Origin of the sequence: Paracidovorax anthurii (assembly GCF_003269065.1) — a bacterium.
Classification (GTDB): Bacteria; Pseudomonadota; Gammaproteobacteria; order Burkholderiales; family Burkholderiaceae_C; genus Paracidovorax; species Paracidovorax anthurii.
The window spans coordinates 13,433-28,658 of sequence record NZ_QLTA01000020.1; the positions used below are offsets into that span (position 1 = coordinate 13,433).

The 15,226-nt window shown below is 69.4% G+C and carries 14 protein-coding genes; 1 reads left to right on the plus strand and 13 read right to left on the minus strand.

Annotated elements, in window-relative coordinates:
• Positions 1-21: 21 nt before the first annotated feature.
• Positions 22-486 carry an acyl-CoA thioesterase gene (locus AX018_RS11575; RefSeq protein WP_111877438.1) on the plus strand — a complete coding sequence of 155 codons (465 nt, stop codon included), beginning with the start codon at positions 22-24 and terminating at the stop codon, positions 484-486.
• A gap of 61 nt (positions 487-547) precedes the next feature.
• On the opposite strand, the gene AX018_RS11580 is transcribed toward AX018_RS11575, so the two are convergent.
• The 13 genes from AX018_RS11580 to argB form a co-directional block, all read right to left on the minus strand.
• The gene (locus tag AX018_RS11580) at positions 548-1,123 is read right to left on the minus strand and encodes a bactofilin family protein (RefSeq protein WP_111877492.1); all 576 of its coding nucleotides are present in this window, start codon (positions 1,121-1,123) and stop codon (positions 548-550) included.
• A 169-nt stretch (positions 1,124-1,292) separates the two neighbouring features.
• Positions 1,293-2,294 (minus strand): tripartite tricarboxylate transporter substrate-binding protein, encoded by a 1,002-nt coding sequence (locus AX018_RS11585; RefSeq protein ID WP_245951522.1) that lies wholly within the window; start codon positions 2,292-2,294, stop codon positions 1,293-1,295.
• A 169-nt stretch (positions 2,295-2,463) separates the two neighbouring features.
• On the minus strand, positions 2,464-3,237 hold the full coding sequence (locus AX018_RS11590) for an enoyl-CoA hydratase (protein ID WP_111877440.1): 774 nt from the start codon (positions 3,235-3,237) through the stop codon (positions 2,464-2,466).
• 75 nt (positions 3,238-3,312) lie between these two features.
• Positions 3,313-4,155 carry an acyl-CoA thioesterase gene (locus AX018_RS11595; protein ID WP_111877441.1) on the minus strand — a complete coding sequence of 281 codons (843 nt, stop codon included), beginning with the start codon at positions 4,153-4,155 and terminating at the stop codon, positions 3,313-3,315.
• An 89-nt stretch (positions 4,156-4,244) separates the two neighbouring features.
• Positions 4,245-5,441, minus strand: coding sequence for an acetyl-CoA C-acyltransferase (locus AX018_RS11600; protein WP_111877442.1), 1,197 nt, complete (start codon positions 5,439-5,441; stop codon positions 4,245-4,247).
• A gap of 14 nt (positions 5,442-5,455) precedes the next feature.
• Complete coding sequence (locus AX018_RS11605) at positions 5,456-7,855, minus strand: 3-hydroxyacyl-CoA dehydrogenase/enoyl-CoA hydratase family protein (RefSeq protein WP_111877443.1); 2,400 nt, start codon at positions 7,853-7,855, stop codon at positions 5,456-5,458.
• Between the two features lie 22 nt (positions 7,856-7,877).
• On the minus strand, positions 7,878-8,312 hold the full coding sequence (locus AX018_RS11610) for a DUF2147 domain-containing protein (protein WP_111877444.1): 435 nt from the start codon (positions 8,310-8,312) through the stop codon (positions 7,878-7,880).
• A gap of 51 nt (positions 8,313-8,363) precedes the next feature.
• Positions 8,364-10,160 carry an acyl-CoA dehydrogenase C-terminal domain-containing protein gene (locus tag AX018_RS11615; protein WP_111877445.1) on the minus strand — a complete coding sequence of 599 codons (1,797 nt, stop codon included), beginning with the start codon at positions 10,158-10,160 and terminating at the stop codon, positions 8,364-8,366.
• Between the two features lie 54 nt (positions 10,161-10,214).
• Positions 10,215-10,871 (minus strand): TetR/AcrR family transcriptional regulator, encoded by a 657-nt coding sequence (locus AX018_RS11620; protein ID WP_415842036.1) that lies wholly within the window; start codon positions 10,869-10,871, stop codon positions 10,215-10,217.
• Positions 10,872-11,057: 186 nt separating this feature from the next.
• Positions 11,058-11,729, minus strand: coding sequence for a nucleoid occlusion factor SlmA (slmA, locus tag AX018_RS11625; RefSeq protein WP_111877447.1), 672 nt, complete (start codon positions 11,727-11,729; stop codon positions 11,058-11,060).
• 51 nt (positions 11,730-11,780) lie between these two features.
• Positions 11,781-13,241, minus strand: a complete 1,461-nt coding sequence (locus tag AX018_RS11630) for a sensor histidine kinase (protein ID WP_111877448.1) — start codon at positions 13,239-13,241, stop codon at positions 11,781-11,783.
• A 12-nt stretch (positions 13,242-13,253) separates the two neighbouring features.
• On the minus strand, positions 13,254-13,973 hold the full coding sequence (locus AX018_RS11635; protein WP_111877449.1) for a response regulator: 720 nt from the start codon (positions 13,971-13,973) through the stop codon (positions 13,254-13,256).
• Between the two features lie 120 nt (positions 13,974-14,093).
• Positions 14,094-14,984 carry an acetylglutamate kinase gene (gene argB, locus AX018_RS11640; protein WP_111877450.1) on the minus strand — a complete coding sequence of 297 codons (891 nt, stop codon included), beginning with the start codon at positions 14,982-14,984 and terminating at the stop codon, positions 14,094-14,096.
• Positions 14,985-15,226: the final 242 nt, after the last annotated feature.

Below are 15,226 nucleotides of genomic sequence, written 5' to 3' on the forward strand. Positions count from 1 at the left end.
GTTCTTACCGAGATTGTGCCAATGACCTCCGCTCACGCCGCCCAAAACGCATTGCCCGACGACAAGGAACTGGTCCTGAAGGTGATTCCGATGCCGGCGGACTGCAATGCCAACGGCGACATCTTCGGGGGGTGGGTGATGGCCCAGGTGGATCTGGCGGGCTCGGTCCTGCCCGCACGCCATGTCCAGGGGCGCATGGCCACCGTGGCGGTGAACGAATTCGTCTTCAAGCAACCCGTGCGGGTGGGAGACATCCTGTCGTTCTTCTCCACCATCGCCCGCATCGGGCGCACCTCCGTGACCGTGGAAGTGGAGGTTTACGCTGAACGCTTCGCGGCCCAGGGCCGGTATGTGAAGGTGACGGAAGCGCGGCTGACCTATGTGGCGATCGATGCCTCGGGCCGCCCCCGGCCCATACCGCGCCCCACCGAAGCGCTCCTGCAGGACGCCTCGTCTGCGGCAGCAAGCAGCAGCGCAGCCTCCTGACACCGCAGACAGGGCTGGGCCCCTGCAGGGCCCGGGGCAAATCGCTCTGCCCCGTCTGCTTTCAAGCCGCCAGGGGCTGGGCCTCGCTGCGCGACAGGTTGGCGGCACTGTGCGAACGGGCCGCTCCCGTGGTGCCGGACTCGATTTCGCCCGCCAGTTGGCCGCCTTCTTCGATCACCACCTTGCCGTAGCGGATCTTGCCGTTGACCTTGCCGGTGCTGTAGATCACCAGCTTCTGCCGCACCGTCAGCGTGCCGTCGAACTCGCCATGGATCTCCGCGATGTCGATCTCCGCAGAGCCCCGGAAAGCCCCCTGCTCGGCGATCTGGATGACACGGGAATCCATGGTGGCCTCCACGGTGCCTTCGACCACCAGCGTGTCGCAGTCGGTGATCTCCACGCCCTTGAGTTTGATGTTCGGCCCCACGGTGAGCTTGCTGCCCACGCCGTCGGCGACCGCATTCGCCGTAGCGGCACCGGCCGTGGCCACGGGCTTGCTGCTGCCCAGGGGACTTGCTGCGGTGGTGCTGGAAGCGTTCCCCGCACCCGCCGAGCCTCCACCGAGCACCGAGGCGGGCTGGCGAGGCTGGAAGGATTCGGTTTCACGCTTGCCAAAGAAGGGGTTTTGCACGGCCATCAGTTCTCCTTGGAAAAAGTTCATTGATGCTAGAAGCCGTGCGGCGGCAAAACTCCGCGCGTTACGCAAGAACGGTAACGAAACCCTTCTCTCGTTGCATGCGCTTGCATGGATTGCAGCGTCATACAGCCTCGCCGCGCGGGCAGGCCCGTGCCGGGGCCGATCGCCGTCAGGGCCGGAAGCCGGAGCGCCGGACCACGGGCGCCCACTGGGCACGGTAGGCCGCCAGCATCTTGACCGTCTGCTCGCGCGTACTCACCACGGGCACCATGTCGGCCGTCACGAAGCGGGCCTGCAGCTCCTTGTCGGCCATGGCCTGGGTGGTCGCTTCCGCGATTTGGCGCACACGTGCCACCGGCAGCCACGCCGGTGCATAGAGGACGTTCCAGGCCAGCGCGGAGAGCGGCAACCCGGCTTCCTTGAACGTGGGCACCGCGGGCAGGCGGGGGGAGCGCTGATCGTCCGAGATGGCCAGGATGCGCAGCTTGCCCGCCTTGTGGAGGGGCTCCAGGGTTTCAAGGGTGTCGATGGCCAGGGGCACGTGCCCGCCCATGAGGTCGTTGAGCAGGGGCGCCGATCCGCGGTAGCCCACGACGGGCAGCTTGAGGCCGAGCTGCTCGGCCAGCATCAGCGCGAAGAAATGGGGCAGGCTGCCCGTGGCCGGAACGCCCGCGGCCAGCTTGTCCTGGTTCGCGACCATCCAGGCATGCAGGTGCGCGAACTCCTTGACCGGCACGCCCGAGGACACCGCCACGCCGAAGGCGTAGCGCGTGATCTCGGAGAGCGCCACATAGTCCTTGTCGGGGTCATAGCCGCCTTCCGAGAAAACGAGGGGCGCGACCAGCATCACGGCCGGATTGGCCAGCATCACGACGTTCTGCCCGGGGCCCTCGCGGTGCACCTGCTGCGCGGCCAGCCGGCCGCCCGCGCCGACGCGGTTGTCCACGATCACCGGCACGCCCAGCCGGGGCCCGAGGGCCTCGGCCAGCAACCGGGCCGCCCGGTCGGAGGAGCCACCCGCCGGGTACGGCACCACGATGCGCAACGGGCCGCCATCGAGCGGCGACGTCGAGGCCCGGGCGGTCAGGGCGAAGGCCCCGGCGCTGGCCAGCGACCATTGCAGCCACATCCTGCGGCGAAGGGAGGAAGCGGGGAAGGAGGTACGGGTCATGGCGGCAGGACTCGGCAATGGGACTGTGGCGACTACTGTAGCGCCCACCGGCCCTGCTTGGCACGTAGCGTTATTCCCGAGTGCCCCCCTGCATCTACCGCAGGTTCGTTCGCGTATTCCGCGATCCGGTCGCGCGCGCCGACCCCGGGGCGACCGTCCTGCCCGGGTTTCAGCGCGCGCTGAAATCAGGGCGGCGCTTCTCCATGAACGCGGCGAAAGCCTCCCGGGCGGCGGGCTCCTGGAGCATGCGGCCGAAGCTGGCGCCCTCTTCCGCCATGCGCTCGAGCACCGCGGCGGTCTGGTCCTTATTCATGAGGCGCTTGATCTCGATGAGGGACGGCAGCGGCTTGGCCGCGAGCTTGCGGGCCTGGGTCTGGGCCACCATGTTGCACTCCGTGGGAGGCACGACGCGGTTGACCAGCCCCACTTCGAGCGCGGCCTCGGCCATGAAGGGCTCGCCCAGCAGCAGCGCCTCGGCCGCGCGGTGGTAGCCCATCATGCGCGGCACGAGCAGGCTGGACGCCGCCTCGGGGCACAGTCCCAGGTTGACGAAGGGCATGGAGAAGGCCGCGTTGTCGCCTGCATAGACCAGGTCGCAGTGGAACAGCAGGGTGGTGCCGATGCCCACGGCGGGGCCGCACACGGCCGCGACGACCGGCTTGGGGAAGGTCGCGATGCCGCGCAGGAAGCGGAACACGGGCGAATCCTGCGTGGACGGCGGGTTGTTCAGGAAATCCCCGATGTCGTTGCCGGCGCTGAAGATCGCCACGTCGCCCTGGAGCACCACCACGCGCACGGCGGCATCCTGCGCCGCGGCCTTGAAGGCGTCCGCCAGCGCCGCGTACATGGCGCGGGTGATGGAGTTCTTCTTTTCCACGCGGTTGAAGGTGATGGTCATCACGCCGGATTCGGCGTGCACGAGGATGTCCTGGGATTCGGTCATGGGAAGGCTCCTGCGGGGCGGGAACAAAGAAAAAGAGGAATGGGGCCTGAATAGAGCACGGGAGCACTGCCCCGTTCATTCCTTGTAATAGACGATCTGGTGGCTGCTGGCCAGCATGGTTCCGCCCTGGTTCCAGAGCTGCACCGTCTGGTCGAAGAAGCCGTTGCGGAACTCCTGCGCCCGGGCCTGCCCGAGCAGATGGCCGGTACCCGTCTCCGCGAGCGGGTCCCGGCCGGCATGGAAATACACGGTGAGCGACACGGTTCCGGCCGGCACCTGGCGCGCGCGGCGCAGCCACACGCGCGGGAAGAATACATCCGCCAGCGCCGCGAGCGCGCAGAAATCGAGCGGGCGCTGCGGCTCGTCGCGCATCCAGACCTGGCTCAGGCTGTTGTCGCCGCCGCCATCCCAGCGCTGGGGAATGCCCCCTTTCACCAGGCGCAGGTCATAGCGGTCCAGCCACCGCACGGGCAGGCCGCGGGTGATGCGCTCCAGGCCCTCGGGGCCGGGGGTTTCGGGCATGGGGGTGTCGGGCAGGCTCCAGGTCTCGCGCCGCGCGGCGGTGACGGCCGTCGCGGTCGTGGTCACCACCGGCGCGCCGTCGGGGCCGGCCTGGAGCACCGAGAGCGTCCAGTGCTGGGTGGAGCGGTTGGTGCGCACGGGGTCGGCCTGCACGGTGAATTCGCCCTCGGCGATGGCCCCCGCGTAGTTCACGGTGAGCGAGAGCGGATCGCCGAGCCGGTCCGGATGCCGCATCACGGCCTGCAGCAGGACGGCGGCGGTGACGCCCCCGAACGGCCCGACCATATTCCAGTAAGCCGGCGAGGTGCGCGCGGTGTACCGGCCCGGGGCCGTGACCGAAAGCGCCAGCGCATCGTCCAGCGGATGGAGGGCAGAGGCATGGACAGCAGCGGTCATGGGGTCTCCAATGTGTCGAGGAACGCCGGGAGGCGCCGTCGTGCGCGCGGCGCCCCGCCCGCACACCGGCGGGCGGGCGGGCCGGGCCGTCAGACGCGCTCGAAGATGCCCGCGGCGCCCTGCCCCATGCCCACGCACATGGTGACCATGCCGCGCCGGAGGTTGTGGCGCTTGAGGGCATGCACCACGGTGGCCGCGCGGATGGCACCCGTGGCGCCCAGCGGGTGGCCCAGCGCGATGGCGCCGCCCATGGGATTGACCTTGGCCGGGTCCAGGCCGAGCTGGCGCACCACGGCGAGCGACTGCGCGGCGAAGGCCTCGTTCAGCTCGAACCAGTCGATGTCGTCCTGCTTCAGGCCCGCATAGCGCAGCGCGGCGGGAATGGCTTCGATGGGGCCGATGCCCATGATGGCCGGCGGCACGCCCTTGCTGGCATAGCTCACGAAGCGCGCCAGCGGGGTGAGGCCGAAGCGCTTGACCGCGGCCTCGCTCGCCAGGATCAGCGCACCGGCGCCGTCGCTGGTCTGCGAGCTGTTGCCGGCCGTCACCGTGCCGCGCGCGGCGAACACGGTCTTGAGCTTGGCGAGGCCCTCCAGGCTGGTGTCGGGGCGCGCGCCCTCGTCGAGCGACACGGTGCGCGTCTTCGCCACCGATTCGCCCGTCGCCAGGTCGGCCGTGCGGTCGGTCACTTCGATGGGCGTGATCTCGTCGGTGAATTCGCCGGCCTGCTGCGCCTTGAGCGCCCGCTGGTGCGACTGCAGCGCAAAGGCGTCCTGGTCCTCGCGGCTCACCTTCCACTGCTGCGCCACCTTCTCGGCCGTGAGGCCCATGCCGTAGGCGATGCCCACGTCGCCGTCCCGCGCGAAGATGCTGGGCGAGAGGCTGGGGCTGTTGCCCATCATGGGCACCATGCTCATGCTCTCCACGCCGGCGGCGATCATCACCTCGGCCTCGCCCACGCGGATGCGGTCGGCCGCCATCTGCACGGCCGAGAGGCCCGAGGCGCAGAAGCGGTTCACGGTGATGCCGCCCACGCCCGTAGGCAGGCCCGCCAGCACGGCGGCGATGCGCGCCACGTTCAGGCCCTGCTGGGCCTCGGGGATGGCGCAGCCGCAGACGATGTCCTCGATGGCGGCCGGGTCCAGGCCGGGCACCTGCGCCAGCGCGCTTTTCAGCGTGGTGGCCAGCAGGTCGTCGGGCCGATAGTTGCGGAAGTAGCCGCGGTGCGACTTGCCGATGGGCGTGCGCGTGGCGGCGACGATGTAGGCGTCTTGCAGTTGCTTCATGGTCGTAGCTTCTTTCAATTGCGCAGCGGTTTACCGGTGTTGAGCATGCCCAGGATGCGCTCCTGCGTCTTGGGGTGCTGGATCAGGCTGCAGAACGCCTTGCGCTCCAGCGCCATCAGGTATTCCTCGCTCACCAGCGTGCCGGCATCGACGTCGCCGCCGCAGACGATCTCGGCGATCAGCGTGGCGATGTGCTGGTCGTGGTCGCTGATGAAGCCGCCGTCGCGCATGTTCACCAGTTGCCCGCGGATGGTGGCGATGCCGCTGCGCCCGGCCACGGGAAAGAGCCGCTTGTGCGGCGCGCGCCAGCCGCTGGCGGCCAGGGCGCGGGCTTCGTTGAGCGCGACGAAGAGCACTTCGTCCTTGTGCGGCACGACGATGTCGCTCTCCAGCAGGTAGCCGAGCTTTTTCGATTCGAGCGCGCTGGTGCCCACCTTGGCCATGGCCGCGGCGGTGAAGCCTTCGGTCAGGAAGGGCAGCAGGTCCTTGCCCGTGGAGGCCGCGGCGTTCTCGGCCGCGCGGCGCGCGATGTAGGTCAGGCCCCCGGCGCCCGGCACCAGGCCCACGCCCACTTCGACGAGGCCGATGTAGCTCTCCATGTGGGCCACGCGGCGCGCCGAATACACGGCCAGCTCGCAGCCGCCGCCCAGCGCCATGCCGTGGATGGCCGAGACCACCGGCACCTGGGCGTAGCGCAGGCGCAGCATGAGGTTCTGCAGCTCCTGCTCCACGCTCTCGATGGCCGAGATACCGGCGACCACGAAGGCGGGCATGGTGGCCGCCAGATCGGCCCCCACGCTGAAGGGCGCGTCGCCGGACCAGATCACGAGGCCGTCGTATTCGCGCTCGGCGGTGTCGATGGCCTCGATCAGGCCTTCCATCACGTCGGGGCTGATCGCGTGCATCTTGCTCTGGATGCTGGCGATGAGCACCTTGCCGTCCAGCGTCCAGGTGCGCAGCGCATCGGACTCGCTGACGGTGGTGCCGGCCGTGCGCCAGTCGGGCAGGCTCTCGCCCAGCAGTTTTTCGGGGAAGTGCTGGCGCTCATAGACGGGCAGCTGGCGGCGCGGCACGAACGCCCCCTTCGATGCGCTCCACGAGCCCTCGGCCGTGTGCACGCCGCCGGCCTCGGCCACCGGGCCCTGGAAGACCCACCCGGGCAGCGGCGCCTTGCTGAGGGCCTTGCCGGCATCGATGTCCTCCTGGACCATCTTCGCCACCTCCAGCCAGCCGGCCTCCTGCCAGAGCTCGAAGGGGCCCTGCTTCATGCCGAAGCCCCAGCGCATGGCCTGGTCCACGTCGCGCGCGTTGTCGGCGATGGTGGCGAGGTGCACGGCGGCGTAGTGGAAGCTGTTGCGCAGGATGGCCCAGAGGAACCGGCCCTGCGCGCCCTCGGCATTGCGCAGCAGCTTCAGGCGCTCGGCGGCGGGCTTCTTGAGCATGCGGCCGTACACCTCGTCGCCCTTCTGGCCGCCGGGCACGTAGTCGCCTTCGGCCAGGTCGAAGCGCAGGATGTCGCGGCCCACCTTCTTGTAGAAGCCGGCCTTGGACTTCTGGCCGAGATTCTTCATCTCGATCAGCTTCGTTAAAACTTCCGGCGTGCCGAAGCTGCCGTAGAACGGATCGGTCTCTTCGGTCAGGTTGTCCTGCAGCGTCTTGATGACGTGGGCCATGGTGTCCAGGCCCACCACGTCGGCAGTGCGGAAAGTGCCGCTGGAGGCGCGGCCGAGCTTCTTGCCCGTGAGGTCGTCCACCACGTCGTAGGTGAGGCCGAAGTTCTCCACCTCCTTCATCGTCGCCAGCATGCCGGCGATGCCGACGCGGTTGGCGATGAAGTTGGGCGTGTCGTGCGCGCGCACCACGCCCTTGCCCAGGCCGCTGGTCACGAAGGCTTCGAGTTGGTCGAGCACCTCGGGCTTCGTGGTGGGCGTGTCGATCAGTTCCACCAGCGCCATGTAGCGCGGCGGGTTGAAGAAGTGGATGCCGCAAAAGCGCGGCTTGATCGCGTCGGGCAGCGCTTCACTGAGCTTCGTGATCGACAGGCCCGAGGTGTTCGACGCCACGATGGCGCCCGGCGCGACGAACGGCGCGATCTTCCTGTAGAGGTCGAGCTTCCAGTCCATGCGCTCGGCGATGGCCTCGATGATGAGGTCGCAGCCGCGCAGCTGCTCCAGGTGCTCTTCGTAGTTGGCCTGGCCGATGAGCGCGGCATCCTCGGCCACGCCCAGGGGAGCGGGCTTGAGCTTCTTGAGCCCTTCGATGGCCTGGGTGACGATACCGTTCTTCGGTCCTTCCTTGGCGGGAAGATCGAACAGCACCACGGGCACCTTCACGTTGGCGAGGTGGGCGGCGATCTGCGCGCCCATCACGCCCGCGCCGAGCACGGCGACTTTCTTCACTTGGAATCGGGACATGGTGGATTTCTTGTCGAATGGGTTACTGCACGCGCTGCCAGACCTGGGTGCGCCAGAAGGGGCCGAGGTAGCCGCGCACCTCCAGCTTCTGGCCGCCCTCGATGGGCGTGAAGCTGGCGCGGTATTCCTTGCCGTTCTCGGGGTCGAGGATCTTGCCGCCCTCCCAGACGTCCTTGCCCTCGGCCTTTTTGCCGCCCCGGATGATCTCCAGCCCGGCGATGGGCTGGCCCTTGCGGTCGTCCGTGCATTCGATGCAGGTGGCGCCGGGCTGGGTGTCCTTCTTGAGCGACTTCTCGATGCGGCCCGTCAGCGCGCCCTCCGCCTCGGCGATGCGGATCTCGGCCTTGGCCTCGCCGCTCTTGTCGTCGATGCTGCGCCAGGTTCCCACGGGGGACACCTGGGCCCAGGAAGGCAGCGCAGACGCTACCAGAACAATAGCAAACAACGTAGATTTCATGGCGACTTCCTTCCGTTCCGGGTCAGAAAATGGCGGGGGAGCGCACGGCGCTCAGGCCAGGGCCGCGTCGGTGTCCATGAGCGACCTGGCGCCGGCGCGCGCGGTGCGCATCAGCGTGGCCGTCTCGGGGAACAGCTTGGCGAAGTAGAAACGCGCCGTCTGCAGCTTGGCCTGGTAGAACGGGTCCGCGTTGCCCGCCGCGATCTGGCGCAGCGCCACCTGGGCCATGCGCGCGAACATGTAGCCGAACACGAGGTGGCCCGCCACGCGCAGGTAGTCCACGGCTGCAGCGCCCACTTCGTCAGGGTTCTGGAAACCCTTGAAGCCGATCTCGGTGGTGAACTTAGGTAACTGGTCGCCCAGATAGGCGATGGGGTTGATGAACTCGGCCATCTTCTCGTTCACGCCCTCTTCTTCCACCAGCTTGCCCACCAGCTTGCCGAACTTCTTGAGCGTGGCGCCGTTGTTGCCCAGGATCTTGCGGCCCAGCAGGTCCAGCGACTGGATGGTGTTGGTGCCCTCGTAGATCATGTTGATGCGGTTGTCCCGCACGAACTGCTCCATGCCCCATTCCTTGATGAAGCCGTGGCCGCCGAAGACCTGCATGCAGGCGTTGGTGGCGACGTGGCCGTTGTCGGTGATGAAGGCCTTGACGATGGGCGTGAGCAGCGCGACGAGTTCGTCGCTGTCCTTGCGCACCTTTTCGTCGGGGTGGCTGTGCGCCTTGTCCAGCAGCAGCGTGCAGTAGATCTGCAGGGCGCGCGCGCCCTCGGCATAGGCCTTGGCGGTGAGCAGCATCTTGCGCACGTCGGGGTGCACGATGATGGGGTCGGCATCCTTGTCCTTGGCCTTGGTGCCCGAGAGACTGCGCATCTGCACGCGGTCCTTGGCATAGGCCAGCGCATTCTGGAAGGCGACTTCCGTGAGGCCCAGCGACTGGTTGCCCACGCCCAGACGCGCGGCGTTCATCATCACGAACATGGCCTGCAGGCCCTTGTGCGGCTGGCCCACCAGCGTGCCGATGGCGCCGTCGATGGCGATCTGCGCGGTGGCGTTGCCGTGGATGCCCATCTTGTGCTCCAGGCCCGCGCAGTAGATCGGGTTGCGCTCGCCCAGGGAGCCGTCGGCGTTCACCTTGAACTTGGGCACCACGAACAGGCTGATGCCCTTGCTGCCCTTAGGCGCATCGGGCAGGCGCGCGAGCACCAGGTGCACGATGTTCTCGGTGAAGTCGTGCTCGCCCGCGCTGATGAAGATCTTGTTGCCGGTGATCTTGTAGCTGCCGTCCGCCTGCGGCTCGGCCTTGGTGCGCAGCAGGCCCAGGTCGGTGCCGCAGTGGGGTTCGGTCAGGCACATGGTGCCGGTCCACTCGCCGCTCGTGAGCTTGGGCAGGTAGAGCTTCTTCTGCTCCTCGGTGCCGTGCGCGTGCAGGGCCTCGTAGGCGCCGTGCGAGAGGCCGGGGTACATGGTCCAGGCCTGGTTGGCGCTGTTGAGCATCTCGTAGAGGCACTGGTTGAGCACGAAGGGCAGGCCCTGGCCGCCGTACTCGGGCTCGCACGACAGGGCCGCCCAGCCGCCCTCCACGTACTGCGCGTAGGCCTCCTTGAAGCCCTTGGGCGTGGCGACCTCGTGGGTGGCCTTGTCGAGCGTGCAGCCTTCCTCGTCGCCGCTGATGTTGAGCGGGAACGCCACGCCGGCCGCGAACTTGCCGGCCTCTTCGAGCACCGCGTTGACCGTGTCGGCATCCACCTCGGCGTGGCGCGGAATCGCCTTGAACTCTTCCGTGACCTGGAAGACCTCATGGAGGACGAATTGCATGTCGCGCAGGGGGGGCGTGTAGGTCGGCATGAAGGCTCCTTGGAACGGTGCTTGGTATGGGTGGAAAAACGGATGTCGTGGAAATCAACCCGCCGGCGGGACGGCATGGCGGGCGAGCAGGTTGTCGAAGCCGGCATTGGCCCGGTCAATGGAGCCGGGCGAGCGCAGGAAGCGCGCCTCGTAGTGCAGCGCGAGGATGAGGCCGTGGATCTCGAACAGCATCTGCTCGGCATCCACTCCGGCGCGCACCTCGCCCAGTTCCTTGCATTGCTCGATGGCGCGCTTCATCGCCGCGTGCCAGGTGAGCACCGAGCTGGCGAGCGCGTCGCGCACCGGGCCCGTGCGGTCGTCGAACTCCACGGCGCCGCTGATGTAGATGCAGCCGGAGTCGATTTCGATGGAGGTGCGCTTCATCCAGTTATCGAACAGCGCGCGCAGGCGGTCCAGCCCGCGCGGCGCGGACATGGCGGGATAGAACACTTCCTGCTCGAAGCGCGCGTGGTATTCGCGGATCACCGAGATCTGCAGCTCCTCGCGCGAACCGAAGTGCGCGAAGACGCCGGACTTGCTCATCCCCGTCACGTCGGCCAGCGCGCCGATGGACAACCCCTCCAGCCCGATGTGCGTGGCCAGCCCGAGCGCCGCATCGACGATGGCGGCCTTGGTCTGCTGCCCCTTCTGGAGCGCGCGGCCCTCCCGGGCGGCGATCGCACGGGATGTCTTGGGGGAAATGGTGGGCACGGATGGCAAGAAATAAAACGAACGATCGTTCTATTTTGCAGCAAAAGCGCCGCCGCGCGCCAGCCCGTCCGGGCCATGGAAGGAACATTCAGGGTAAACCCCGAGCGCGCACGGGGCCGCGCCGCCACGAGGGCGACGGGGTACTCAAGCCGGTGGAAGAGGCCCGCCGCGCGGGCCGGGCGGGACCTACAGCAGCAGCGCCAGGGTGGCCTCGACGTGCTCGGTGGGCGGGCGGCGCAGGCCGCTGCGCGCGCAGCGCTGGAGCCGTCCGCGCACGAGGTCGCAGAGGGCCGCGGCCCGCACCTGCGCGTCGGCCGAGGGGGTGGCCGATCCGGCCGCCTCGGCGGCGGGCCGCAGGCACTGGCGCAGCGTGGCCTCGATCTTGTCGAAGAACTGGTTCATGCGCTGCTGCAGGCGCTCGTGCTCCAGGACGAGGGCATCGCCCACCATCACGCGCACCATGCCCGGATTGCGCTCGCCGAACTGCAGCACCATGGCGACCACGCGGGCGGCGCGGCGCGCGCCCTCCATGGCGGGGTCGGCCGCATCGCCGCCCGCGCCTTCGCGGTCCATGATCTGGTTCACGAGGGAGAAGACCGACTGCTCGATGAACTCGATCAGGCCCTCGAACATCTGCGCCTTGCTGGCGAAGTGGCGGTAGAGCGCCGCCTCGCTCACCTCCAGGCGGGCCGCCAGCGCGGCCGTGGTGACGCGCTCCCCGCCGGGCTGCTCCAGCATGGAGGCCAGCGTCTGCAGGATCTGCACGCGCCGCTCCCCGGGCTTGGGCCTGCGCCGCACGGCCGGAGCGGCCTCGGCCACGGCGCCGTTGTCTGAAGAGGGGGGAACGGTGTCTTGCATGGCGCAACAGCTGTGTGCAATTGATTCTCGCACACGGCCATGACGCCCCTTCTACCCCTGCCCGGCGGGAATCGCCACGGCCACCAGCAGCCCCCGCCCCCGGGCGCCGGCGCCGAGCTGCAGCGACGCGCCATGCACGCGCGCGATTTCGTCGGCGATGGCCAGCCCCAGGCCCGTGCCCTCGCCGGCCGCGCCCGGCACGCGGTAGAAGCGCTGCAGCACCCGCGCCCGCTCGGACTCCGCGATGCCCGGCCCGTCGTCCTCCACCTGCAGGAAGGCCTGCGCCCCGGCGCCGCTGGCCGCCATGCCGCAGCGCAGCGTCACGCTGCCGCCCTCGGGCGTGTACTTGATGGCGTTGTCCACGAGGTTGGAGAGCAGCTCGCGCAGCAGCCACCCATGGCCCAGGGCCTGGGCGGGGCCCACCTCCAGGCCCAGGTCCAGGCCCTTGACGGTGGCCGCGTCCAGGAAGGCCTCCAGCAGGCTCTCGCACAGGGCCTTGAGGTCCACGCGCTGCATGGGCTGGCCGTCGAGGCTGCCGGCATCGGCGCGCGACAGCGCCAGGAGCTGGTGCGCGAGCTTGGAGGTGCGGCGCGCGGCGTGGCGGAGCTTTTCGATTTCTTCCGCTCCCAAAAGAATAGCACTCCGCCCAATATCGACGACGACACGGAGCGGATTCTTCCCCACATCTCCCATGGGATGGCCCGGAGCGCGCCCCGTGGCGCGCGCCGAGAGCGCCCAGGCCTCCACCTGCGCCTGCAGGCCCGCGAGCGGCGTGCGCAGCTGGTGGGCGGCGTCGGCCACGAAGCGCCGCTGCCCCTCCGCCTGCGCATTCACCAGGCCGAACAGGCGGTTGAGCGATCGCACGAGCGGCCGCACCTCGGCGGGAGAGGCCGCCTCCGGGATCGGGCTCAGGTCGCGCGGCGAGCGGCGCTCCACGGCCTCGGCCAGGTCCACCAGCGGCTTGAAGGCGCGCCGCACGGCCCAGTGGATCGCCAGCCCGGCCGCCGCCACCAGCACCAGGTTGGGCAGCAGCACGCGCACCAGCATCTGCCGGCCCCACTGCTGCCGGGGGTCGGAGCCGTCGGCCAGTGCCACCACCAGCTCGCCCGCGCCGGTGTAGCTCCGGTTCACCGCGATGCGGTAGGTGGCGCCGTCGTGCTCGATGCTGTGGAACTCGGGCTCGTGCGTGGCGGGCACGGCGCCGCGCACCCACGGGTCGCCCAGCAGCACGCGGCCCGAGAGATCCTGCACGCTGTAGCCCGCGAAGCCGGCGTTCTGCCGCAGGAATTCCTCCACCGGCGGGGCGAGCAGCAACAGGGGCGGATCGCCGTCGCGCAAGGGCGGCGCCACCACCGAGTCCGCCAGCGCGGGCAGCAGGCGCATCAGGCGCTGGTCGTGGTGGCCCGCGGCCTCGTCGGCCGAGCGGTAGTCCAGCCACGCGCCGACCAGCGCGAGCACGCACAGCGGCAGCACCAGCAGCAGCAGCAGGCGGTTGCGCAGCGCGGAGGTCATCGCGCGGCGGCGTCAGCCCGGCGCCGGCGGGCGCAGCTCCAGCCGGTAGCCGAAGCCCCGGATGGAGCGCAGCGCCACGCCGCCGGGCTCCAGCTTGCCGCGCAGGCGGGACACATACACCTCCACCGCATTGGGCGTGATCTCCTTGTCCCAGCCGGTGAGGGCCTGCACCAGCTTGTCCTTGCTGGTGGGCTTGGGGGCGTGGATGAGCAGGTATTCGAGCACCGTCCACTCCCGCGGGCCCAGCTCGATCGTGTGGCGCACGGGCAGCCCGCCGCCGGCCGGCGGCATCTGCAGGCTCGCGCAGCGGCCGGCCGTGTCCAGCTCCAGCGGCCCGAAGCTCAGCACCGCCGTGGTGGCGGCCTGGGAGCGGCGCAGCAGCGCGCGCAGGCGCGCGAGCAGCTCGGGCAGTTCGTAGGGCTTGACCATGTAGTCGTCGGCCCCCAGGTCCAGCCCCTGCACGCGGTCGTGCAGCGCATCGCGGGCCGTGAGGATCAGCACCGGCATGGCGGGGTGGGCCATGCCCGGGCGGCGCAGGCAGCGCGTGAGTTCGAGCCCGTCCATGCCGGGCAGGCCGATGTCGATGATCGCGGCGTCGAACGACTCCCCGCGCAGCACCTCCTCCGCACGCTCGCCGCTGCCCACCCAGTCCACCGCGTAGCCGGCGTCGGTGAGCCCCAGCTTGATGCCGCTGGCCAGCATCACGTCGTCCTCGACCAGCAGGATGCGCATGTCCTCGCGCGCCCTACCCGAGAAATCGGGGAGGTTTCGCCACCGGGCCGCCCCAAGGCAAAACGCGGCCCCCCCGGGGGGCAGGGAACCACACGCAGCGGGTGACCGTGGGGGCCATGTTCAGTGGCTGCGGATCATCGTGCCGTAGGCCTGGTCCGTCAGGATCTCCAGCAGCATGGAATGCGGCACGCGGCCATCGACGATGTGCACCGCGTTCACGCCGCTCTTGGCCGCGTCGATAGCGCCGGCCAGCTTGGGCAGCATGCCGCCGGAGATAGTGCCGTCGGCCACCAGCTCGTCGATCTCGCGGGCGGTGAGCTCGGTGATGAGCTGGCCCGCCTTGTCGAGCACGCCGGGGATGTTGGTGAGCATCATCAGCTTCTCGGCCTTGAGCACCGTCGCCAGCTTGCTGGCCACCACGTCGGCGTTGATGTTGTAGCTCTCGTTCTCCTCGCCGAAGCCCAGCGGGCTGATCACGGGGATGAAGGCATCGTCCTGCAGCGCCTTGACCACGCTGGGGTCGATGGCGACGATGTCGCCCACCTGGCCGATGTCGTGCTCCCGGGTGGGGTCGTCCTTGTCGGCCAGCTTGAGCTTGCGCGCGCGGATCAGGCCGCCGTCGCGCCCCGTGAGGCCCACGGCCTTGCCGCCGGCCTGGTTGATCAGGCCCACGATGTCCTGCTGCACCTCGCCGGCCAGCACCCATTCGACCACTTCCATGGTCTCGGCATCGGTCACCCGCATGCCCTGGATGAAGTGGCCCTGCTTGCCCAGGCGCTTGAGCGCGGTCTCGATCTGCGGGCCGCCGCCGTGCACCACCACGGGGTTCATCCCCACCAGCTTGAGCAGCACCACGTCCTCGGCGAAGTCGGCCTGCAGCGCCGGATCGGTCATGGCGTTGCCGCCGTACTTGATGACGATGGTCTTGCCGTGGAACTTGCGGATGTAGGGCAGAGCCTGGGCCAGGATCTCGGCCTTGTCCCGGGGGGCGATGGATTGCAGATCGGTCATGGAGCGCTCGACGTGAAAAGCAGGGGCTGCACGGGGGGTGGAAAAGTGCGCATTGTGCCCGCTCGCGGCCCCGACCCGCCCTGCCGCGGCGGGCGGACCTCTGGCGTGGAGAGTCACCCGCGACGCATGAAACCGGCGCTGCGCCCCCCGTCCGATGGCCGCGGAGCAGGCCACGCCAGCAGACGCCGTGGAGCGGGCTTCGCCCGGCCACCGGCGTCGTCCCCCTTCCCGCGCGCAGCGCG

Coding starts and splice junctions, on each gene's coding strand:
- AX018_RS11575 (WP_111877438.1), top strand. CDS start 22: ATGACCTCCGCTCACGCCGCCCAAAACGCATTGCCCGACGACAAGGAA.
- AX018_RS11580 (WP_111877492.1), bottom strand. CDS start 1,123: ATGGCCGTGCAAAACCCCTTCTTTGGCAAGCGTGAAACCGAATCCTTC.
- AX018_RS11585 (WP_245951522.1), bottom strand. CDS start 2,294: ATGACCCGTACCTCCTTCCCCGCTTCCTCCCTTCGCCGCAGGATGTGG.
- AX018_RS11590 (WP_111877440.1), bottom strand. CDS start 3,237: ATGACCGAATCCCAGGACATCCTCGTGCACGCCGAATCCGGCGTGATG.
- AX018_RS11595 (WP_111877441.1), bottom strand. CDS start 4,155: ATGACCGCTGCTGTCCATGCCTCTGCCCTCCATCCGCTGGACGATGCG.
- AX018_RS11600 (WP_111877442.1), bottom strand. CDS start 5,441: ATGAAGCAACTGCAAGACGCCTACATCGTCGCCGCCACGCGCACGCCC.
- AX018_RS11605 (WP_111877443.1), bottom strand. CDS start 7,855: ATGTCCCGATTCCAAGTGAAGAAAGTCGCCGTGCTCGGCGCGGGCGTG.
- AX018_RS11610 (WP_111877444.1), bottom strand. CDS start 8,312: ATGAAATCTACGTTGTTTGCTATTGTTCTGGTAGCGTCTGCGCTGCCT.
- AX018_RS11615 (WP_111877445.1), bottom strand. CDS start 10,160: ATGCCGACCTACACGCCCCCCCTGCGCGACATGCAATTCGTCCTCCAT.
- slmA (WP_111877447.1), bottom strand. CDS start 11,729: ATGCAAGACACCGTTCCCCCCTCTTCAGACAACGGCGCCGTGGCCGAG.
- AX018_RS11630 (WP_111877448.1), bottom strand. CDS start 13,241: ATGACCTCCGCGCTGCGCAACCGCCTGCTGCTGCTGCTGGTGCTGCCG.
- AX018_RS11635 (WP_111877449.1), bottom strand. CDS start 13,973: ATGCGCATCCTGCTGGTCGAGGACGACGTGATGCTGGCCAGCGGCATC.
- argB (WP_111877450.1), bottom strand. CDS start 14,984: ATGACCGATCTGCAATCCATCGCCCCCCGGGACAAGGCCGAGATCCTG.